The following is a 22,995-nucleotide window of genomic DNA, read 5'->3' as shown; positions in this document are numbered from 1 at the left end:
CGTAGCCGTAGCTACGGTGAGGAAAAGTTTTGTGCAAGTTCGCTTTTTTTATCCCTCCCTTTGGGCAATTTATAGAGAGCTTTACTCTGCGTTAGATAACCTCCACCGTAGCTACAGCTACGCTGAAGAACATCTGCCTTGATTAAAACTCTCTATAAAATGCTGAGATATATTTAGGTTATAAAAGAAGTCTAATTATAATTTTAAAGGCATATCATGGTTGTTACTCGTTTTGCTCCAAGCCCTACTGGCTACTTACACATCGGCGGTCTTCGTACTGCACTCTTTTCATACCTCTGGGCGAAAAAAAATGGCGGGAAGTTTGTTCTTCGCATTGAAGATACTGATAAGGCAAGAAATTCTAATGAGGCGACTCAAGCGATTTTAGAGGCATTTGCATGGCTTGGACTTGAGGCAGATAGGGAGATTACCTACCAAAGTAAACGCAGTGACATCTATGCGAAATACATCAAACAACTTCTTGATGAGGGAAAAGCATACAAATGTTATATGTCACGAGAGGAGTTAGATACACTCCGTGAAACACAAATGGCTAATAAAGAGCGTACAAAATATAATGGAAAATATCGTGATTTTGAAGGAACTCCTCCTGAAGGTGTAGAGCCAGTTATTCGCATTAAAGCACCAATTAGTGGTGAAATTATCGTTCATGATGGTGTTAAAGGTGATGTAGTATTTCAAGCAGAAGATATTTTGGATGATTTTGTCATCGCTCGTGCTGATGGAAGCCCTACTTACAACTTTGTTGTAGCAATTGATGATGCTTTGATGGGCATTAATGAAGTTATTCGTGGGGATGATCACCTCTCAAATACTCCAAAGCAAATAGTTGTTTATGAAGCTCTTGGATTTGATATTCCTAAATTTTACCATGTTCCGATGATTCACAACCAACAAGGTAAAAAACTCTCAAAACGTGACGGTGCAACAGATGTAATGGAGTACAAAGCAATGGGTTATCTCCCAGAAGCACTCCTAAACTTCCTCGTGCGCCTTGGTTGGAGTCATGGAGATCAAGAGATATTCTCAATGGATGAGATGAAAGCGCTGTTTGATCCAAAAGACATCAACAAATCAGCTTCAATTTACAACACTGAAAAGCTCGACTGGCTCAATGCACACTACATCAAAAACAGTTCAAATGATGAACTTGTAGAGTTACTTCTTGATTTTGATATTGTCCTCACTTCACATGACAAAAAAGAGATTTTACTTGATGCTTTAAAAGAGCGCGCAAAAACACTCAAAGAGCTTGCTTCTCTTTGTCATGAAGTTATTACAACACCAAGTGAATACGATGCAAAAGCAGTCAAAAAAGCATTTAAAGGTAATGCCTTTGAGGTTTTAGAGAACTTCGCAGCAAAACTAAACGCAGCAGATTCTCTTCATCTTCCTGCAGATTATCATCATGTGATGGAAGAGATAGTCAATGAGATGGAGATAGGATTTGGAAAAATCGGAAACCCTCTGCGCGTTGCACTTCTTGGAAAAATGAGTGGTCCAGGGCTTGATGCAGTTATGGCTATTTTGGGCAGAGATGAAACACTCCTACGCATCCAAAATGCCATCAAAGCAAATGCAAACTAAAATAACATTCAAATCTCTTTTCAAACTCGCACTCCATAAAAAACCTGCCCTTATTTATGGGCAGATCATTACGCTACTTGCCATCATTGTAAGTGTGCCGGTTCCCTTACTTTTGCCAATGATGGTCGATGAAGTGCTGCTGCACAAGCCGCATTATATTGTTCCCACCATCAACACGCTTTTAGGAAGTGGTTCTGCTTTTTACTACATTGCCATCGTTGCGTTTGTGGTTATATTTTTACGTTTTTTATACTACTATCTTGGTGTCATCACGACAAAAATATTTACAAAAATATCAAAATACATCACTTTTATGATACGCTCTAAACTCCTTACACACCTTGAACATACTTCCATGAATGAGTTTGAAACGCTAGGCAGCGGCGCTATCACTGCCAACCTCATCACCGACATCGACACACTTGACAACTTCATTATGGTTAGTTCAAGCCGTTTTGTGGCATCTGTTTTAACGCTGCTCGCCGTTGGCATTGTCATGATAGCCATCAACCCAATTTTAGGCATACTCATTCTCTTTGTCCAGCCGCTCATTATGTTTTTAAGTAAAAAGATGTCTGCTAAAGTAGGTGCACTCAAAAAAGAGGAGAACAAAGCAATAGCTGCGTTTCAAGAGGATGTAGGTGAGACGTTGGAGCTTTACGGACAGATAAAAGCAAGTAACAAAGAGCACTACTTTTTTGAAAAAGCACTCAAACAAGCAAAAAAAATCAAAGAGACTTCAAACCTCTTTAACTTCAAAAGTGTCGCTTATGAAAAGCTCTCCTACACTATATTTTTAAGTGTTTTTGAGCTTATTCGTGCAAGTGGGCTGCTTTTAGTAGCATACTCAGATCTCAGATAGGGATGATGTTTGCCATGTTTGGCTACATCTGGTTCATTATGACTCCGGTACAAGACATTCTCTCTATGCAATACAGTTACTCCGCTGCAAAAGCGGCATTAGAGCGCATTAACAAACTTCTCTCACTCAAAAAAGAGACAAGTGGGGAGCATGAAATAGACTCAAACGCAGTCGATATTGCACTGAGTGATTTATGCTTTTGCTATGAAAGCAGTGATAAACTCATTCTTAAAAACATAAACTTTGAAGTAGCTCCATGCTCAAAAATAGCCCTTATTGGTGCAAGTGGAAGTGGAAAGACAACACTTGCTCAAATCATTTCAGGATTTTATGAAAAAACATCTGGTGCGCTTTTTTATAACGGTATTCCTACAGAGAAAATAAACAAACACTCTGTAAGAGAGAAGATATTTTTAGTCTTGCAGATGCCTATAATGTTTAACTCTACACTGCGTTTCAATATTACTATGGGGCATGAAAATATCAGCGATGAGCAGATTTTCAAAGCACTAGAAATCGCGCAACTCTCAGATATGCTTGAGAGTATGCCCGATGGACTTGAGAGCATCGTAGGACATCACGGCATTCGACTCTCAGGAGGGCAACGCCAACGACTTAGTATTGCCCGTATGATCATAGCAAATCCAAGTGTCGTAATATTTGATGAATCTACCTCAGCACTCGATGTGCATACAGAGACCAAACTCTTTGTCGCACTCAAACCAATACTAGAGAAAAAAACACTCATTACCATCGCACATAGGCTCAGTACAGTAAAAAATGCAGATATGATTTATGTTTTAGATGAGGGTGAAATAGTGCAAAGAGGAACACATAAAGAGCTTGAAAGGGAAGAGGGACACTACTTGGAGTTTATAAAAAACCAACTCCTCTAGCTTTCACTAATTCAATCACAGCTAAGCTACTTTGTGATGCTCATTTTGAATTAGTTTATCAACTAACCAAATCTTAATGATGGCTTGACAGCTTACACCTATATGTTGTGCTTCTTCAAAATCAATGCTATATTCTAAATCTTTTTCAAAAACTCCAACAAACCTTCCATAATTTCTAGTGGAGAGGGTGGGCATCCTGCTATGTGATGCGTTACGGGGAGATGATTTTCTGCTGGGGCATTTATGGCATATGTTTTATCAAACGGAGCTTGCATTACAGGACAATCACCCAAGCTTATTACCCATTTTGGTGCGGGAATCTGGGCGTAAGCCTCTTTTACATGTGGTGTCATATTAAATGTCATAATACCGCTTAACAGTAACACATCCGCATGGCGTGGACTTGCTACAAAGTAGATACCTAATCGTTTTAAATCATAGTATGGATTTGCAAGAGCATTACACTCCGCCTCACACGCATTACAACTGCCGCTATCTACCATTCTTATGGCAAGTGAGCCTGCAAATCTCTTTTTAACACCCTCTTTTATCTCTTTTTTTATCTTTGAGAGTTCTCTGTCTAGCTGCTCATTCTCTGTTAAAATTCCGTGTTTTACTCTTTTGTTCCAAAATTTAATCATAAATCATTTCCTGCATAACTTAAATCACAACTTTTGTTTATAAGTGGAAAATCTGCGATGATGTCACTCTGCATCATAATATGTACCGCCTGCCAATTCACAAAACTAGGGTCTCTAACAAAAAAACGCTCAATGAGACCATCTTTTATATCTATTGCCATAAAAAGCTCACCAATGGAACTCTCTGTAAAACTTTGATACGATCCATCTTGTACATCGGCTACTCTAAACGCAGTCTCATCCTCTTCTAAAAAGTTGTGCATCATTTGCATAGAGTTCTTTACCTCTTGAATGCGTACTTTAAAACGCGCACCAACATCACCGCTCACTTCACTTGCCATTACAAAACCATGCTCTAGGTAAAATTTATTTATACGCCTATCTTGAGAGAGTCCTGATGCCCGCGCTATTACGCCAACACTATTGTATTTCACAGCATTTTTAAGATTTAGAACCCCTGTCGTGTCAAATCTATCCCATAATGATGGAATATCCATAATCCAATCTTCAAAAAATTCTATGCTCGTCTCAAGGTCATCAAGCCACTCTTTAAAAGAGACAACATCTATAAACTGATTTGTAAATGTTACCCCGCCAAAACCAAAACGATGCCCAGTAACTTCACGCATTTTTCTTCGTGCATCCTCTGCAAGTTTTGAGCCATACGCCAAAGCCGCTCCAAAACCAGCATCATTTGGAATAAAGCCTAAATCTGTAAGATGATGAATAAGTCTCTCCAACTCAAGCAAAAAAGCATGCCGTTTTTGCAGTGCTAGAGGAAGTTCTTGTTGCGATGCTTGTAGGTAAATATCTCGGTAACATATTTGATATGCAACACTTTCATTCCCACTTATTCGCTCAATTATAGGCTTCGCCTCTGCCAAGGTTTTCCCCTCAAGCATCTTCTCAATAGCACGATTTTTATAAAAATGTCTCACTTCAAGGTGAAGCATATCCTCTCCAGCTTGAGAAAACTGAAAATGCCCAGGTTCAATAATTCCTGCATGAATGGGACCAACTGCCACTTGAAAAACGCCATCTCCGCCTATTGCTTCATATTTATATGCAAGATAAGGAGCCTCTTCAAGCTCTTTTTCTTGAAAATCTTTTCGTAAGGGATGCACATCTTTAGGAAATCGTTCTTGATGCACAAGAGGTCGCCTGTCAAATGCATCTGAGACGATAATACCAAAATCATCATGCATCTTTCGCTCAAACCAGATGGCTGCAGGGTATTTTTTTGCTAAAGTTCTCACAATAGGATTTGTCTTAGGAACACGCTCTTTTTGTGTCTCATCTTCATAGACTGTAATGATCTCAAACTCATTTTCAAGCTCTTTTGCATACCGTGCTATTAGTCTCATTTACTCTTCTCCTCTAGCTTTGCTATGACTCTTGGAAATTTTGTTGGTGCTTTAATTCTCAGCTGTTTATTGACATTCATACGCCCAAAAACAACCTCTATATCACTTTTGTTTACTCCAAACTCTTTGGAAAGCCACTTCACCATATAGTCCGTTGCACGACCACCAACAGGATTAGCTGTTACACTTATTTTAAGTTGGTTCCCTTTTGGTTTACCTATGATGTCTTTTTTTGCACTTGGCGTACCTAAAATATTTAATACTAAAATATCTCCATCCCATGCATAAAAACTTTTCATATCTCTTGGGTGAAAGGAGACAATATTCTCCTCTTGTGCCAACTCCTCAGCATTCATCCACGATTTTCTTTTTTTTGCCATTTTCTTATCCTATGGATTTTAGATATGCAAGAGATGATGGTAGTAAAAGTGCCATCAAAGAGATTGCAAATATTACAAGAGCAACAAGCTCACTTGTATAAACAGTTTTTTCTTCCTCTTCACCCTCATATTTCATAGATTGGTAAATCGCTACAAAACGGTAAAAGATTATGGAAAGTAGTGCAAGCAAAAATAAAATTGCCCCAATCATAGCCAGCATATGATGACTACTTTTTGCGGTGCTTATCATAGCTCCAAATCCATAAAGTTCACTAAAAAACATCGGACTTGGTGGCAAGGAGATAATAGCGAGTAAAAAGAGCGAAACTAAAAACCAAAAAATTGTCCCTTTAACTCCTTTATATCCTCTAAGCGCACCTGCAATTTTATACTTTCCATTAGATTCGAGTACACCTGTAGAGAGAAAGAGTGCTGGTTTTAAAAAGGCATGCGCACCAAAGTGAAGCAATGCAGCAAACGGTGCACCACTTACCCAGAAAATAACAATAAGAGCCATATGTTCAACCCCAGAGAGTGAAAAGAGACGCATAAAATCTTTTGCTCTATAAATTAAAAAAGAGACAATAAAAATTGTTAAGATTGTATAAACAAATACAAAAATAAAAAGATGATTATAATTTACTTTCATAGCAATCTGTGAGAAACGGAAAAACCCAATAACCACAGCAGACTCTAAAATACCACTAAAAAGTGCTGCAACAGGATAAAAAGAGGCTCGCTCGATATTTGCAAGCCACAGGTTCATAGGAAAAAATCCCATTTTAACAAACATTCCAATGGTCGCAATAGCAAATCCCATTTCAAAAAGAAAAGGAGATGGAATCTCTTTGGCATGAGCTAAAAGCAAATCAAACTGCATTGCATTTTCGCCTAAAATAGGTTTCGCACTTGCATACATAAGTATAATACCAAAGAGTATAAGTGAAACGGCGATAGCACCGACTATCATATAGTTCCAAGCCTCTTTATGTGCGGCAGGTGTATAGTTTGTCTTAATCATATAGACAGTAGAGAGTGTTGCAAGTTCTAGCCCTATCCAGTAGATACCCATATGATTTGAGAGTATAGAAAAGATAAGTCCAACCCAAAAAATTGCAAAAAATCTATAGAATTTTCTATATGCTTTTGGAGAGACTTTTACATGCTTATCGAGTGTTAAAAGCGCCAATGTTACGCCAATACCAACAATGGAAGAGACAAGTAAAACATAAGTATCAAGCTTGTCTGCTACAAGATAGCTTCCTAGAACATTGTAAGGTTTAGGGAGTAAAAAAAGTTCAACAATTGGTCCTAGAATAACAAAAGAGGTAAAGGCTAAAACATACTTCGCCTTTTTATTTTTAAAAAAGCTCACACCAAACATAATGATGGCAGGAAGCAGAAGAAGGGAGAGATTCATATTTTGAGCTCCTCTTTATGAAATAGTAGATTTATAACGACAATAGCCATCAGTAAATCAAAAAAGATACCAAGCTCTACAAGCATTGGCATTCCATTTGTTGCAGTAATTCCAAGTAAAAAAAGTGCATTTTCCATACTTAAAAATCCAACAATTTTTGGTGCCACATTTTTATGTTCCATCATCAACAGTAGAGAAAGAAAGAGTGATGAGATACTTATTGCCACAAAGTTTGCATTGGTATTTATCATATGCGTGATAGGCTCAGAGAGGTAAAAAGTAAAAACTAAAATAGCAGGAACAAGCATAATGGCATACTGTACTTTTATCTCAGGCGTTATTTGACGCACAAAATGAAACTTTTGACTTAAATTTTTAAGAATATACGGAATAGCTACTGCCTTAACAACAATGGTAATTACACCTGTAATAATCATCGCTTTATCATCTATACTTTTTCCAATAATAAGAGCCAAAAGACCAAGCATTAAAGAGTTCATGGAGTACCACAAAAGCAGTCTATAAAGTCTTGTTGTAAAGAGTGCCACAATAAGTGAAGCTAAAAAGAGTCCAATAAGAAAATCAACCATTGTTTACGCTCCTAAAACATAAAATGTAATTAAAGATAAAAAGGCAAAGACTATTGCCAGACCTAAAAGGTTTGGTATCTTAAAAAGTCTTAGTTTTGCTGTATTTACCTCTAAAAGAGCAACTAGCGTTGCTATGAAAAAGAGTTTTACTATAAAAATCAAAAAGGCAATAGGTGCTGTAAACTCTAAACCAAATGGCATAAAAAGTGATGCAAAAAGTGATGCAAAAATCACAAATTTAATGGAAGAAGCTGTCTCAATTATGGCTAAATATACTCCTGTTAAATCAAGTATCATCGCTTCATGCACCATAGTAAGTTCTAAATGCGTTTCTGGATTATCTACAGGAATACGACCATTTTCAGCCATAAGCAATATGAAAAAACTAATACCAGCAAAAAGAAAACTTGCCATATGCTCCTGCGGAAAATGTTGTGCTAAATTCACCCCTGCTTGACCAACACCTAAATTTCCAGCCATTAAAGAGACTGAAAAGATGGTAAGAACCATAGCAGGTTCAACAAGTGCAGAGATAAATGCTTCACGAGAACTTCCCATTCCTCCAAATGCACTCGCACTATCAAGTCCTAAAAGCATAAGAAAAAATGTAGAGAGTGAAATAAGCCCTGTAATGGTAAAAGCATCTACAAAACTTACATAGTAACTCCCATGCACAACGGGAGGCAAAAAGAACATCACAATGAGAAGTGGTGAAAGCACTAAAAAAGGGGCATAAGTGGTAATGGCACTTGTCTCTTCAGAAATAATTGTCTCTTTATGCATCAATTTTGAAAAGTCTCTATAGCCTTGAAAAATGGAGATAGGTCTCTTAAAAAGCAACATCATTTTTGTTGCTTTAATGTAAGAGAGCAATAGAGGAGCAATAAGCACAAGTAAAATAATCGTCACAAAATAGAGTATCATTTTTTATCTCCAATAATTAAAATTCTAACAGAAATCATCATAACAAAAAACTCCAAAACAAAGGTAGCCCATGAAAAGTCATGAGCAAAAATTCTATAACTAAAAAGTACAACTAACATAATGTTAAATATCATCGCAGCATATCGTGTCTGCTCAAAATGAGCCAGACGATAGACCCAGTAACTTGTAAAGTTTACAGCCTTAACAATACTCGTATAAAAGACTTTTTCAAAGAGTGGCTTTACATGCACTTCATAGTGCGAATCGTCAAATTTTGTCTCATGTCCTGCTATTGTCTGCTTAGAAAAATGTTCTTCTGGCTTATAAAGCCAATCAAATAATCTACGAATTGGTCCTGCAAATCCTGTCGCGGTGTACTGCGTTTTAGCAGAGGTTTTATAGCCACATGCCCAACTGTTGTGAATGCGTGTTTTTATACCAAAAACTTTGTAAGCGAACATTATAAACGCAGTAACACCTCCAAGAGAAAGAAGTAAAATCAAAGGAGAGACTATACCTCCATTTATACCAACAGAGTGCATATTCCAAACACCATTAGGAAATATCTGTGCATAGATGGAAGCACGACCTAATCCCACCATTACTTTATCAAAATAGTGCATATAAAAAGGGGTGAAAAGCATCAAAGAGATAACAACTAAAGTCATTAAAATCATTCCAAAACGCATTAAAAAATTGACTTCATGAGTGTGTTTAGCATTTGTACTTCTATGCAGACCCAAGAAGGTAATACCATACGCTTTTACAAAACATGCAATCGCCAAACCACCAGTCATAGCAAGAGCAAAAATAGCAAAAGGAATGGCAAGTTTTAGAGAGATATTATCTATATGAGAAGAACTTAGCATTGATTGAAATATCATCCACTCACTTAAAAAACCGTTACTCGGTGGCAGTGCTGAGATGGAAATAGCAGCAATAAGAAAAGTAAACGCAGTAACAGGCATTGCTTTTATAAGTCCACCATATTTTTCCATATTTTTTGTATACGTTTGGTGAAGCACTGAACCTGCTCCCATAAAAAGAAGAGATTTAAAACTCATATGGTTAAATGTATGAAAAATGGCAGCAATAAAAGCAAACGAACTAAGAGTAGTAAGACCTAAAGTATCAAAAATCATTCCCATTCCAAAACCAATAAGAATAATACCAATATTTTCAATAGAGTGATTTGCTAAAAGTGCTTTTATATCATGCTCACTCAGAGCATATAAAACACCCACTAAAGAGGACAATGCACCAATAGTTAAAATAACGATGCCCCACTCAATCGGCCAAGGGTAAAGAACATCAAACAAAAAGCGAAACATTCCATAAATAGCAACTTTAAGCATTACTCCACTCATAAGTGCAGAGACTGGGCTAGGTGCTTGTGGATGAGCGTATGGAAGCCAAACATGCAATGGGACTGCTCCAGCCTTACTTAAAAATCCCAACAATAAAAAGAAAAAGAGAAGTGTCGGATAAGCAAAATGAGAAGCTGAAAGTTTCATAGCTGCAAAGCCAACCGTTAAATCTCCATCGGTGACAATAAGAAAAAAGAGCAGTAAAAAAAGAAATCCAAAATGGGTCATTGTAAAGTAAAATCGTGCTGCTTTAATGGTAGCGTTCTCTTTTACTTCTGTTAAAATCAACTGCCATGAAGTAAGACTCATAAGCTCCCAAAAGAAGAGAAAAACAAGAGCATTTGCACTTACAACCACACCAAGCATAGAAAAAATAAATGCAAAGTAATGGAGTTGGTAGTGCAGTTTTCTCTCAATATGTGGTAAATATCCACTTGAATAAAAAATATTTGGAATTGCACCAAGTAGAATAAGTGCAACAAAAATAAGAGAAAGCCAATCAAAAACAAACATTACTTTTTCTCCCCAATAACTAAGATTTTTAGTGACATCAGCATCAGTGCCATCTCTATGAGAATACTTTGCCAGTCAATCTCATGGGTAAAAATTCGGTAACTGTAGAGAATGAAAAGCATAAGATTAAATATCATAGCAGGGTAGCGTGTCTGCTCAAAATGAGCCAAACGATAGACCCAATAGCTTGTAATATTTACCCACTTTTTAATATTGTCATAAATAAAAACTTCAAAAAGTGGTTTAATTCGCACTTCATAACTTGCATCTGAAAATTTTGTCTCATGTCCTGCAAGATTTTGTTTGCTTATATGCTCTTCAGGCTTGTAGAGCCAGTTAAAAAATCTTCGCATAACACCGGAAAAACCTGTTGCTGTGTACTGCGTTTTGGCAGAAGTTTTATAGCCACATGCCCAACTGCGATGTACTCTTGTTTTTACATTAAAAGCTTTGTAAGCAAAAAGCAAAAGTGAGGTAACCCCAACCAAAGCAGCAAAAAGAATTAAGGGAGAGACAACTCCACCATTCACGCCTAAAGAGTGCATTTGTAGTGAACCATTTGGAAAGATTTGAGCATAAACAGAAGTTTTTCCAAGTGATACCATTAAGGCATCGAAAAAGTAAAGATACTGTGGAGCAAAAAGCATAAGCGAAGCAACAAAAAGTGCCATCAAAATCATACCGCTTTGCATAAGAAAATTGACCTCTTTTGCATGTTTTGCATTGGTGCTTCTATGCAGTCCTAAAAAGGTAATACCATAGGCTTTTACAAATGTAGCGATGGCCAAACCTCCTGTCATGGCAAGAGCAAAAAGGGCAAAAGGCAGAGCTAGTTTAAGTGTCATAGCGTTTGCAATAGTGCTTGAGCTAAGAATGGACTGAAATATCATCCACTCACTTAAAAAGCCATTGGTAGGAGGCAGTGCTGTAATACTCATCGCAGCAAAAAGGAAGGTAAACGCAGTAACAGGCATAGACTTGATAAGCCCACCAAATTTTTCTAAATCTTTTGTATGCGTTTGATGCAAAATAGAGCCAGCACCCATAAAAAGGAGTGATTTGAAACCCATGTGGTTAAAGACATGAAAAATAGCGGCAATAAAAGAGAAAGTGCTTAAAATCTCAAGACCTAAAGTGTCAAAAATCATCCCCATTCCAAAGGCAATAAGAATAATACCTATATTTTCAATTGAAGAGTTCGCCAAAAGCGCTTTGATGTCACGCTCTGCTAGGGCATATAAGATCCCAGTAAGTGCAGTCACTGAACCAATAATAAGAATAAAAGTACCCCATTGCAGTGGCCACGGATAAAGGACATCAAACAAAAAGCGAAACATTCCATAGATGGCAACTTTGAGCATAACCCCACTCATTAGGGCAGAGACAGGGCTTGGTGCGGCAGGATGCGCATAAGGGAGCCATACATGAACAGGCACAGCTCCAGCTTTACTTAAAAATCCTAAAATCAAAAAGAAAAAGAGCATGGTCGGGTAAGTAAACGCAGCAGCTACTGTTTTCATCTGCGCAAAACTAATCTCTAAATCTCCATTGGTTACAATCAAAAAGAAAAGCAATAAAAAGAGAAAACCAAAGTGTGTCATTAGAAAATAGAAGCGTGCTGCGTTTATGGTACTCTTATCTTTTGGCTCAGTTAAAATAAGCTGCCAAGAGCTTAAGCTCATAATTTCCCAAAAGAAGAGGAAGACAAGTGCATTTGCACTAACAACTACACCAAGCATAGAAAAAATAAATGTAAAGTAGTGTAGTAAATAGTGTGTTTTTCTCTCAATATGTGGTAAATATCCGCTAGAGTAGAAGAGATTTGGAATCGCTCCCAAAATAATGAGAGCGACAAATACTAAAGAGAGTGTATCAAACTGAAACATTTTTTTAACAACTCCAGAAAAAATTTCTAATGGAGGGCTGTAAAAGTGTAGGAAAGCAGTCCTGAATTATTTGATGCGATTATACTACAAACTCTCTTAGTTTCCGTTTAGCCTACTGTAATGTTTTTCACCTTTTTCGATGCTACTTTATCTAAAGTGATAGTTAGCCTACCATTTTCAAATTTTGCTCCAATTGAATCTCTGTCAATATTGTCAGAGAGTGCAAAACTTCTCGAGATAAGTCCATAATCTGACTCACACAAATAATAGTCATCCTCTTTGAGCTCATTTTTAAACTTTCTTACAGCTGTCACAGTGAGGTAATCATCTTCAACCTTAATATCAATGTCCTCTTTTTTTACACCTGGTAAATCTACTTCAATAACAAAAGTATCGCTCGATTTTTTTGCAAGATTTGCAAAAGGCAGGTGAGATGCCAAGTTATTGAAACTATCTTTTATCACTCCAAGTCCGTTCTCAACTTTCTCTTCTACTTTTTGTACAGCATCTTTTGCAGTTTTAGTTACTTCCATCACACACCTCCTTATTGAATTTTAATTTTTTTCGTACTGTCTTTAATAACTTCTTGTTTTGGAATAGTAATCTCTAAAACACCATCTTCACTTGACGCTTGAATCTTCTCGACATCTACATTTTCAGGAAGTGTAAAACTACGTGAAAACTTCCCATACGCACTCTCTACTCTGTAGTAGTCATCCTCTTTCACCTCTTCAGAGGACTCCCTTTTACCTGAAATTGTAAGCACATTTTTATCCACACTTACATCAACATCTTCTTTTTTCACACCTGGGAGATCTATTTCAATGTAGTAAGCATCACTTGCTTCACGAGTGTTTACACTAGGCACAAAATCCATTATCTCTCTTGGCTCATCTGATGTCCGCCCTTCATTAAATGAATTTAATAGTTCGTTAAATATATCAAATCTTCTATCTTTATAAACTGGTTTATTGTATCTTGTCACTAACATCACAAACTCCTTTAATTTTTTTATTTCTGAAATAATATAAAAAATTACAAAGGAGTTTTGCTACTTTTGTTGCATTAAATAGTGATTTTTTCTTTAAAGCCCACAATATGGGCATCAATATTAAGTCTATTTTTCAATACTTCTTTAAAAACTTGTTGTGATTCAAGCTCACCATGTACCAAAAAGACCTTTTTAAGATTTTTTATTTTTGACACCCATGCTAAAATGCCATCTTGATCTGCATGCGCTGAAAAACCATTAATAGTATGAATAGAAGATTTTACAACTATATCTTCCCCATACACATTGATCCATTTTGTACCCTCAACTATCTCTCGTCCTAAAGTTCCCTGCGCTTGAAATCCTACAAAAATGACTGCATTTTTCTTGTCCCAAATACGGTGCTTAAAATGATGCGTAATACGCCCACCGTTACACATTCCACTTCCTGCGATGATAATTGCACGACTTTTTATATCGTTAATCCCTTTAGAAGCTTCTGGTGTTTCAGTATATATAAGTGAATCAAAATTAAAAACTGTACCATTTTCTTGAACATTTTCTTGACATCTGTTTGTCAACTCCTGCGCATAACTTCTATAGACTTCGGTAGCTTTTGTTGCCATAGGAGAGTCTAAAAAGACCTTACATTTTGGAAGTTCACCACTTTCATGCATCGAACGAAGAAGACATAAAAGCTCCTGAGTTCTCTCAATAGCAAAAGAGGGAATCAGTACATTTCCCCTATTTTCAAGCGTGTTTATCACTACATCTTTAAACTCTTTTATGGTCATATCTATTGATTGATGTTCTCTATTTCCATAAGTCGTCTCAACATATAAACTTTGCGAATCATCACATTTGTCAAGATTTGGCATTACAAGACCATTGTCGTTACCAATATCACCAGAAAATACAATGGTATGAGAGTCACTGTTTTCCATATAAGAGAGTTCAATAAAAGCAGAACCTAAAATATGCCCAGCATTACGATAGACAAAACTTATTCCTTCACATAATTCATAGTATTTATCATATTCTGGATTTGTCCACTCAAGAGCTGAAAAAGTTTTATCGACATCGAGTGGTTCATAGAGTGGTTTGGAGAGTTTGTGCTCTTTACCTTGTCTCTCTGCCTTTTTAAAGCGTGTCTGGAAATCTTCATTCATAATTTTGGCAGAATCCATCAAAATAATCTGTGCCAAATCCATCGTAGCGGCAGTTGCGTAGATTTTTCCCTTAAAACCCTCTTTTACAAGTTTAGGAATACGCCCTGTATGGTCAAGATGTGCATGCGTTACAAGCAAATAATCTATATCTTTAGGATCAAAATAGAAAGCTTCAGAATTTTTTTCTTCATCTTCACCCTGAAACATTCCACAATCTATCATTATCTTCACACCACCTACTTCAAATAGATGACACGAACCTGTTACCTCTTTAGTCGCCCCATACGAGTGTACTGTTGCCATAATAATTCCTCATAAAATAAAATTTTGTTACTTTATGGCTATTATACGCCTAAAGTTCTTAAATATTATTTTTTAGGTATGAATTCTAAGACCGTTGCATTTATGCACAAGCGTCTGCATACATTCATATATCTCTATTAGGTTCACCCAAATAAAATCCTTGCACACGTTCAATATCAAGTAGTTTAACTTTTTCAAATACTGCTTGATTATGAACAAATTCTGCAATCGTAATGAGATTCAATTTTTTCGCAAAATCTACAATCGTTTCAACGACTATCTGAGCATTTATATCTGTTTCAAGATTTTTAATCAGACTTCCGTCAATCTTAATATAATCAATATCAAGTTTTAAAATATGTTCAAAATTGGAATATCCTGAACCGAAGTCATCTATGGAAATTTTACATCCAAGTTTCTTCATACTCAATATAAATGATGAAACCTCGACATAATTATCTATACCCTCTGTTTCAAGAATTTCAAATACAATTTTGTTACTTACATTATGTTTTTTAATACATTTTTGAATATATGTCACCATATCTACATCAAGAATATCATTAATTGAGAGATTAACAGAAAAAGTTGTATCTCTATCTTGAAAATATTGACAACTTTTTTCAAGCATTATTTGGGTCAACTGAGGATAGAGTTTACTCTTTTGTGCAATTGTCAAAAATTTATATGGGCTTATAACCGAACCATCGGTATCTATAAGACGGATTAAACACTCATAACTTACAGGTTTTTGTGTTATTGCATCAAATATAGGCTGAAAATAAGGCACTATTCTATCTTCTTTGATGGCACTTTTTATTTTTTGCACCCACTCCATATTTTCTTTATATTGTCTTTTTACATCAAATTTTTTATCATAAAGTAAAAAGTACTTTTTATGTTCTTTTGCAAGTTTAAGGGCAATATCTGCTTTTTCAAGCATCTCATTTGAATCTAAAGTAGCACCAATGGTAACCCTAATAAAAATTTCATTCTGCTCATACTCAAAAACCATTTTTTCAATCTCTTTCGTCAAACTATTAATTACTCTCATAAAACTTTTCTCTGAAGGCTTATGTTGAAAAAAGAGAGCGAATTCATCACCCGAAAGACGACTAAGCATAATATTTTTTTCATCTTTAAGAAAATGCTGTAACTCTTTTGCAAACTCAATTAAAATATAATCACCAACACTCTGCCCATAAAAATCATTAATCTCTTTAAAATCATCAATATTTAAAATTAATAATGCCCTATCATTTTCAGAGCTTGCAATAGCATTAAAAAGTTTTTTTCTATTTGGCAACTGTGTTAAATCATCTATAAACAATTGCTTTCGTAACTCCACTGTTTTACTATCTACTTCTTTTTCCAAATATGCATTAATATCTTTTTGTTTACTTGCAAAATCAAATATTTTCTCCTGCATCTCATTTAATGCAGATAATATAAGCGAAATTTCATTATCCTCTTTCATAAGTTTTATTTTAAGCTTTTTCTCTGGCGAAAAATCTTGTAGTAGTCGAGCAATTCTTCTTAAAGGTCTTAATATATTTTTAATATATATACTAAGTAATGCAGATATAATAAAAAGGATAACGAGCATAATTACAAGTAGCTTCGTATATTTATAGATAAGCTGTTCATAATTATGATTTGAGTAATCTAATACAATAGTCCCTATCTTCTTTTTCGAGTTGGGCTGAAGAATATTATATGTAATTATAAAAAGGCTTTTATATTTATTTTTAGATTTTACTTCATAAATAAGTTTATCATTTTTAAGAATTTTAACAGATAAAATATCTTTATTTTTGATCAACTCTTTCACAATAGATTCCATTTTATTTTGCATACCAAGATAAATATCTATTGCCACTAAAGGTTCAATAGTTTTAACTATTAGTTTTGCTTTTTGAAGTTCAACATTATAAAAAGCCTTTTTATTAATTGTTTCAAACGAAAGAAAAATTCCTATAATAATCACAACAGAAGTAAGAATAATAGAACTTATAATCTTAAATGATAATGACTCAAATTTTCTTTTTTGCATACAACAACTCTCTTTTTTAGAACTATTTTATCATAATTATGAAATCAAATACTTTTTTTACCTATAAATCTAACCATTGAAAGCAAGGAATCAACAAAATCAATATTATTTGTATGTAAATACTCTTTGTTAAGATAAAGTATCGTTGAATTTTCAATAACAAGAGAAAATAGTAAATCATATTTTAAATTATTTATATCATAAGAAAAACTGATTATTCCCTTTTGCCGAGCAATATTTGCAGCTTTCTTAATATTCTCAGTTGATGATTTTAAAACATAAAAAGCAGATGCTTTCGTAGCTAAAGAGAGATGAGAAAATTCCGCTAAATCAACCTTATAAGGGTATCTATCCATATACTTTTGAAAAGTATTTTCTATATATTCTTTTACATGTATTGCAGTTTCATAATCACATTGATCATAAACAATTGTATATATTATTTTATTATCTATAAGTTTATTTTTTATTTTTTTATCCATAAGCATTATTTTTGGAAAAATTGTGGCATCCGCCTTAAGCAATAAACTATTATAGTTATATCCAAAAAGTACTTGAACAAATAAAATAGAAAATAAAAATATGCGTATCATCTAAAAACTCTTTTTAAACGCAATTAGAAAAGTTCTACGCGCTTGTGCATAATCATCTACATAACTATTTTGAGGAGATGGATACCTGACATCAGTATCAAAAATATTTTTGACACTCATATTCACATTATAATTATAACGACTATTCTTATAGTTAAGCGCCGTATCAAGTGTTGTATAAGCCTTTACATTTGGACGCAAATCCGTTGGTGTTCTCTCTTTTGAACCGACATATTTCAATGTTGTACCCAAAGAAATAGCACTATTAAAGTGATAAATATAATACCCTTTTGCCAAATTATGTGCAACATTTGGTAAGCTACTATTCGTACGGGTATCCTCAACAGTATAACTTCCATCTATATATGTATAGTTTGCATAGAGTTCGTCATTAGGAAAAATATGCCCTTTATATTCAAGTTCAATACCATAAATATCTGTTTTTGCCGCATTCCTATACATAGGATCAGCCGCCGAATTATATATTTGATTTTTATTTATAAGATAAAACAGATTACTCTGCAGATAAGAATCACTCGTGAAGTTTCTTATATATGAAAGTTCATACGAAGTTACTTTCTCTGGTTCTAAATCTGTATTACCTACTCTTGAATGATTGTTCTTTGTAAACATCTCTTGCCATGAAGGATTTCTATGAGAAGTGCTGTATATGGCTTTAAATATATTTTTAAAATCTTGACGATAAACAAGAGAAACTCTCGGATCAAATCCTGCATCTTTATAGCTTGTCTGCTCATAATTCACTCCATATAAAGCACTCAATTTCTCATTTATATCGTAAGTATCCTGCAGCGAAAAAGTATAAACATTACGGTGTGCATCTTTATCAAAAAATGGCAGCGTATCTGTATAATCAACCAAGGCGGCATCGCCAGTCGTTAAATTTGAAAGTTTAGACTTCATAGCAACAGTCTTTTCTTGAGTCACTCTATAACCCAATGTAATGCGATGATTGGTAAATCCCTTATATTTTAAATAAGTAGATTGGTACAGTACCCTTTGCTTTGCATAATGTTCACCATATATACCATTGGAAAATACTATCCCGCTAAGATTAAGATTATTAGGTGCCAGCTTTGCTTCTGAATCAAATATATCATATTTAGCACCTACTTTTATATCTATATGTGCATCATTTATTTTTTTTGTATATCCTAACTCCGCGTAGTAGCTAGGCAGTTTTACTCTATCATTTTTTTGCGGTAGGGCAAAGTTAATGCCATAAGCACTTCCCTGTTTATGTTGTAGTAGACGAGCTTTAAGTGAAAACTCTTGATATTTCAGCGTTACTCCAAGTGCATACTCATCAAGCCATAGCGGAGCATCACCTGATTGAGACAAACCTACATTAGCTGTACCCAAAGAGCCTTGTGCAAGCCCATCAGGACCGGATGATATATTTTTATTGTCTTTTTGGTAATAAAAATCTATATGCCCTTTCAGTTTTTGTATTTGAAAGTTTTTCACAAAGCCACCCATTCCATAATCATATGAGCCATACTTAAAAACCACTTTATTGTTAGATTCAAAACCTTTAAAATCTTCAGCATAGGTTACAACATTGATGGAACCAGCATAAGCATTGATGCCATCCACTTTGCTACCTGGACCTCGAATAACCTCTATACGCTTAATCATATCTATGGGCATAGACAAATATTCTGAGTAGGCATCAAAAAAAAGATTATTAACGACAACTCCATCTATTAAAAGCTTAGACTGTCCATAAGCAGAAGGATTTGAGCCTCTAAAGATGGGTGTTTGAGTATTAGTGTTATCTGTTGCCATATCAACACCGGGAACTAGCATCAACGCTTCTTTGAGATTAGAGACCCCAAGGTATTCAAGCTCTTTACTCTGAAATACCGAAATAATATAAGGCTGATAATGTTCATTTTGTTTTGTTTGTGTAGCTATCGTATTAAACTCTTTCATATCATTAAAAAGAGAAGCATGTAGATCATCTGCTTGAAGATGCAGAGTTGTCAAACATGTTAATAAAAAAAGATTTATCTTATATTTCATATTACTTCTCTTCTCTCAATTTTATCAATTCAGGGTTTGCTCTACCCAGTTCTTTTGTATATAGTATACACGGATAACGTAGGCCGAAATCCCCATGTCTTTGTTTTTTTCCTATGGAATGATATGGCATTTTATAAATTTTCAATAATCGTAAAAAATTCTCTTCGAGAGAACCATAAGTATATTCTATACCCTCTTGCATCATTTTTAAATATAATAATTTTATAAATTCATTTATAATTATCTTAGTTGTTTTCATATCTCTGTAATAAGCATCCACAAATATTCTTGACATCTCACCCAATTTATCTCTCTCAAACATACTATTATCAAATTGTGTACTACTTTCTGTCGGATAACCCACTGGAGAGTGATAAATAAGCCGTACTGTTGCACATACCTCACCCTCTTTGTCTATAGCAGCAAAATGTATTGCATATGGGTCATATTTATCATATTCTTTAGCATCTGTAATACCCAATTTTCGTACATATTCAGGATATATTTCCATCAGTATTTTATATCGAAATGCAAAAACTTTGTCTAATAACTCTTTATCGGTAACTTCTAAAAATGTAAAATTAATCATTCCTCATTATAACATTTTATTTTTGAAGCTGTGCAAATTTTTCTTTAATTGTAAACGCTCCTTAATGATGCCTGCCACCCGAAAAGAGTTCGCATATATCGTCCAAGTATATGGCACACTTCCCCCCGTTGGCATAAACGAGGCATCGCTTACATAGAGATTTTCTAAATCATGGGCTTTGCAGTTTTTATCTAGCACTGATGTTTTTGCATCCTCTCCAAAGCGGCAGCCGCCTGCGACAAGGTTTGGAGGTGGTGAGGCAGAGATGGAGTAATCTATCTCTTCACAGCCCAGCTCTTCAAGCACTTTCAGAGCTTTTTTTGCCAAATGCTCACCTACTTTTAAATCTTGTGGATGTCCATAGAGATTTATCACACCCACCGGTACACCATACTTGTCTTTGACCTTTTCATCAACACTCACAAAACATCTATCTGTCGGAAGCCAGTCGTTAAAGACCTCGAAGGTCAGTACTCTTGAAGTAGTCATACGTTTGTGAATGTTTTTAGCAAGTGCTTCACCCCAAAGCAGATTGCCATCACTGTCATAAACTTCCTGCATCACACGAGGAATGATGTTTTGATGCTCAAATAAAAAGTCGATTGTCCCGCCTTTATACTTCTGTCCATCTTCACTAAACTCATACCAATCCTGCAAAGAGCGGTTAAAAAAAACTCCCGGCTGCATCAACTCTTCTTGCTGCTCTTTACTCAGTTTTTCAAATACAAAACGTCCACTGCCGCTGCCTCCTGCAGAGAAGATAAGATTTTTCCCTACTTCCCCGCTTGAGTTTGCCAAGCCGTTTGGAAAATACTCGTTTTTAGAGTTCAGAAGCAGACGCGAGCTCTCAATCGCCTGTGCGGCAAGTACAAATATTTTCGCTTTTACAGAGTGTCGCACGCCATGTTTTGTATAGTAGTACGCTCGTGTTACCCGCTTATCGTCACTCTCAAGTCTATAGACAAAGGCATTAGTGATTATCTTCACTTGGCACTTTTGCAGCAGTGCTGCACGCCCGCTTCCCTTTGCAGCACTTGCGCAGCCGTATGAGCCGCAAAAATTGGAGTAAAAACACCCTTTACGGTTCAGTGAATCTTCTGAGAGAATTGCGCGGGGAGTTGGCATTACATCATAGCCGAGTGCCTTGCAGGCTTTGTCATACCACTTTGTAGCACCATTTGTTTGCAACGGTGGATAAGGAAAATCTGCAGTAGAGCGTGGCTCTTGAAATTTATGCTCGACCACTTTTCCACTTACACCCACAACCTGCTCAACTTTTGTATAGTAAGGCTCTAGCTCTTCATAACTTAGCGGCCAGTCAACAACATTAGCACCTTTAATTTCGCCATACACACTTTTGAGACGAAAATCATTTGGCTTCATCCTGTGAAAATACCCACTCATTAGGTTTGAAGAACCACCAACCATGGAACCATTCCAAAAGTTCCAGCCAGACTCTGCACCGTCATAACGCGTGAAAGTGCCATCTTCGTTGTACTCATTGATAATGTGTTTTTGCTCCCAAAGCGGCGGAGTGAACATATCACGACGGCATACTGCAAGTTCATCTTTGTTAAAATCACTCTCAGTATAATCCTTGCCTTTTTCCAAGACAACAACACTAAAACCTGCGTTTGCAAGCTCATACGCAATGGGTGAAGCACCTGCACCACTGCCAATAATACATACATCAACCATTATAAAAACGCCTTTTTTGGACGAGGTTCTCCCCCGCTAAACGCAAGCCATCTCCAGCCTGCTTCTTTGTTATTGCCACCATAAATGGGATCACCCAACATCGCTTCAAACATATAGCCCATAATGTTGTACAAAAAGCTCTCACCCCACTCTGTTTTTGCTATGCTACGCAGTACTCCTTGACGCTTCAAACTAGATAGTTTCACATAGCTATTCTTATGCATTTTTATCGCCTCTTCATTAAGCCATTTAACACCATTTTTTATAAACACTTTATCTGATTTTGAAATGCGAGAATGGTGAAAGACTATATACATATAAGGAGCAGTTATAATATTTAACTCAGCAGCTTTAGGAAACAAATCTCGATGAAGTACTTTAATGGTATCTATGGGTGTTGTCACACCAAAAAGGCTACACCCATCCATTAAAAAAACAGCACTTGAGAGAAAGCCTGCTGCCAAGAACTTTCTACGAGAAAAGGTCATCAAAGAACGATCCTTTTTTCTTTGGAGTATATGTTGATGTACGCTCATCCACAAAATCTGGATCGCCTTTTTCAAACTCTCTTTGAGAGACTCTTTTGACATGTTTTGGCGGTTTTTTCTCTTTTACAAAACCACTATCTGTTGTGCGCATAGCACCATGAGGAATACACATAACGTCCTCCTTTTCCTTAATCTTAAAGTTATTATACTCAAAAAGTGTGCATAGAGTGTGTATTACAAACTTACACTCATCCTGCCTTAGTCAACCAAAGACTCCTCAAAATATCTATCGACATTCATATAGGTTTTGCCTGTATGGTCTTTAAATATTAGGTTTTTCTTACCTATCTTACTAAGTTCATCTATGCCCATTACAGCCAAAAGACCACGAATACCTGTAAGCATTTGTGCATGATAAGAGGCGACATTTCTCGCCTTTTTCTTATCCTGCGTTGCAAGTCCTACAGGGCAGGCTTTACCGTGTGCACCCGAACACTCACGCGCTCTTATACACCCCGCACTCATCATAAATGCACGCGCAATAGCCACATAATCAGCCCCGATGCCAAAAAGAACAATGGCATCATCAGGAGTAAGCACCTTTTCACTCGCTA

20 protein-coding genes and 1 pseudogene are annotated in these 22,995 nt (G+C 35.9%); 2 read left to right on the top strand and 19 right to left on the bottom strand.

The features are described 5' to 3' along the window. Positions 1-216 precede the first annotated feature (216 nt). Positions 217-1,608 (top strand): glutamate--tRNA ligase, encoded by a 1,392-nt coding sequence (gene gltX, locus MV589_RS03330; RefSeq protein ID WP_297432026.1) that lies wholly within the window; start codon positions 217-219, stop codon positions 1,606-1,608. Further along, positions 1,598-3,366, top strand: a pseudogene (locus MV589_RS03325) (ABC transporter ATP-binding protein). The gene gltX and the pseudogene MV589_RS03325 overlap by 11 nt, the downstream one beginning before the upstream one ends. Positions 3,367-3,500: 134 nt before the next feature. On the opposite strand, the gene MV589_RS03320 reads toward MV589_RS03325, so the two are convergent. The 19 genes from MV589_RS03320 to MV589_RS03230 all read right to left on the bottom strand — a co-directional run. Beyond that, the gene (locus MV589_RS03320) at positions 3,501-4,007 is read right to left on the bottom strand and encodes an NADH-quinone oxidoreductase subunit B family protein (protein WP_297432025.1); all 507 of its coding nucleotides are present in this window, start codon (positions 4,005-4,007) and stop codon (positions 3,501-3,503) included. Continuing rightward, positions 4,004-5,371: a hydrogenase large subunit gene (locus MV589_RS03315; RefSeq protein ID WP_297432023.1), complete on the bottom strand. Its 1,368-nt coding sequence runs from the start codon at positions 5,369-5,371 to the stop codon at positions 4,004-4,006. Before MV589_RS03315 ends, MV589_RS03320 begins: the two co-directional genes overlap by 4 nt. Continuing rightward, complete coding sequence (locus tag MV589_RS03310; protein ID WP_297432021.1) at positions 5,368-5,751, bottom strand: DUF167 domain-containing protein; 384 nt, start codon at positions 5,749-5,751, stop codon at positions 5,368-5,370. Before MV589_RS03310 ends, MV589_RS03315 begins: the two co-directional genes overlap by 4 nt. A 4-nt stretch (positions 5,752-5,755) precedes the next feature. After that, entirely contained in the window at positions 5,756-7,171 is a 1,416-nt protein-coding gene (locus tag MV589_RS03305; protein WP_297432019.1) for a proton-conducting transporter transmembrane domain-containing protein, read from the bottom strand. Further along, on the bottom strand, positions 7,168-7,761 hold the full coding sequence (locus MV589_RS03300) for a hydrogenase (protein WP_297432017.1): 594 nt from the start codon (positions 7,759-7,761) through the stop codon (positions 7,168-7,170). Before MV589_RS03300 ends, MV589_RS03305 begins: the two co-directional genes overlap by 4 nt. 3 nt (positions 7,762-7,764) lie before the next feature. Further along, complete coding sequence (locus MV589_RS03295; RefSeq protein WP_297432015.1) at positions 7,765-8,685, bottom strand: respiratory chain complex I subunit 1 family protein; 921 nt, start codon at positions 8,683-8,685, stop codon at positions 7,765-7,767. Next, complete coding sequence (locus tag MV589_RS03290; RefSeq protein WP_297432013.1) at positions 8,682-10,565, bottom strand: proton-conducting transporter transmembrane domain-containing protein; 1,884 nt, start codon at positions 10,563-10,565, stop codon at positions 8,682-8,684. Before MV589_RS03290 ends, MV589_RS03295 begins: the two co-directional genes overlap by 4 nt. Then, on the bottom strand, positions 10,565-12,451 hold the full coding sequence (locus MV589_RS03285) for a proton-conducting transporter transmembrane domain-containing protein (RefSeq protein ID WP_297432010.1): 1,887 nt from the start codon (positions 12,449-12,451) through the stop codon (positions 10,565-10,567). Before MV589_RS03285 ends, MV589_RS03290 begins: the two co-directional genes overlap by 1 nt. A gap of 107 nt (positions 12,452-12,558) precedes the next feature. Then, complete coding sequence (locus MV589_RS03280) at positions 12,559-12,984, bottom strand: Hsp20/alpha crystallin family protein (protein ID WP_297432009.1); 426 nt, start codon at positions 12,982-12,984, stop codon at positions 12,559-12,561. Positions 12,985-12,995: 11 nt separating this feature from the next. Continuing rightward, positions 12,996-13,442 (bottom strand): Hsp20/alpha crystallin family protein, encoded by a 447-nt coding sequence (locus MV589_RS03275; RefSeq protein WP_297432008.1) that lies wholly within the window; start codon positions 13,440-13,442, stop codon positions 12,996-12,998. Between the two features lie 74 nt (positions 13,443-13,516). Then, entirely contained in the window at positions 13,517-14,914 is a 1,398-nt protein-coding gene (locus tag MV589_RS03270) for an MBL fold metallo-hydrolase RNA specificity domain-containing protein (protein WP_297432006.1), read from the bottom strand. 124 nt (positions 14,915-15,038) lie between these two features. Then, on the bottom strand, positions 15,039-16,967 hold the full coding sequence (locus tag MV589_RS03265) for a GGDEF domain-containing phosphodiesterase (protein ID WP_297432004.1): 1,929 nt from the start codon (positions 16,965-16,967) through the stop codon (positions 15,039-15,041). A gap of 44 nt (positions 16,968-17,011) precedes the next feature. Further along, positions 17,012-17,560 carry a hypothetical protein gene (locus MV589_RS03260; RefSeq protein ID WP_297432002.1) on the bottom strand — a complete coding sequence of 183 codons (549 nt, stop codon included), beginning with the start codon at positions 17,558-17,560 and terminating at the stop codon, positions 17,012-17,014. Continuing rightward, positions 17,561-19,606, bottom strand: a complete 2,046-nt coding sequence (locus tag MV589_RS03255) for a TonB-dependent receptor (protein ID WP_297432000.1) — start codon at positions 19,604-19,606, stop codon at positions 17,561-17,563. Between the two features lies 1 nt (position 19,607). Further along, positions 19,608-20,195, bottom strand: a complete 588-nt coding sequence (locus MV589_RS03250; RefSeq protein ID WP_297431998.1) for a GNAT family N-acyltransferase — start codon at positions 20,193-20,195, stop codon at positions 19,608-19,610. A 6-nt stretch (positions 20,196-20,201) separates the two neighbouring features. Beyond that, the gene (locus tag MV589_RS03245) at positions 20,202-21,893 is read right to left on the bottom strand and encodes a GMC family oxidoreductase (RefSeq protein ID WP_297431997.1); all 1,692 of its coding nucleotides are present in this window, start codon (positions 21,891-21,893) and stop codon (positions 20,202-20,204) included. Continuing rightward, positions 21,893-22,381 carry a gluconate 2-dehydrogenase subunit 3 family protein gene (locus MV589_RS03240; protein ID WP_297431995.1) on the bottom strand — a complete coding sequence of 163 codons (489 nt, stop codon included), beginning with the start codon at positions 22,379-22,381 and terminating at the stop codon, positions 21,893-21,895. Before MV589_RS03240 ends, MV589_RS03245 begins: the two co-directional genes overlap by 1 nt. Then, complete coding sequence (locus tag MV589_RS03235; RefSeq protein ID WP_297431992.1) at positions 22,365-22,553, bottom strand: hypothetical protein; 189 nt, start codon at positions 22,551-22,553, stop codon at positions 22,365-22,367. Before MV589_RS03235 ends, MV589_RS03240 begins: the two co-directional genes overlap by 17 nt. Positions 22,554-22,639: 86 nt before the next feature. Further along, positions 22,640-22,995, bottom strand: a 356-nt coding sequence (locus MV589_RS03230) for a glutamate synthase-related protein (protein WP_297431990.1), incomplete at its 5' end; no start/stop codon positions are given.

The organism is Sulfurimonas sp., assembly GCF_026991475.1.
In the GTDB taxonomy this organism is placed as follows: Bacteria; Campylobacterota; Campylobacteria; order Campylobacterales; family Sulfurimonadaceae; genus Sulfurimonas.
The sequence above is the reverse complement of the archived record's forward strand: the minus strand, read 5'-3'. Positions and strand labels throughout refer to the sequence as shown.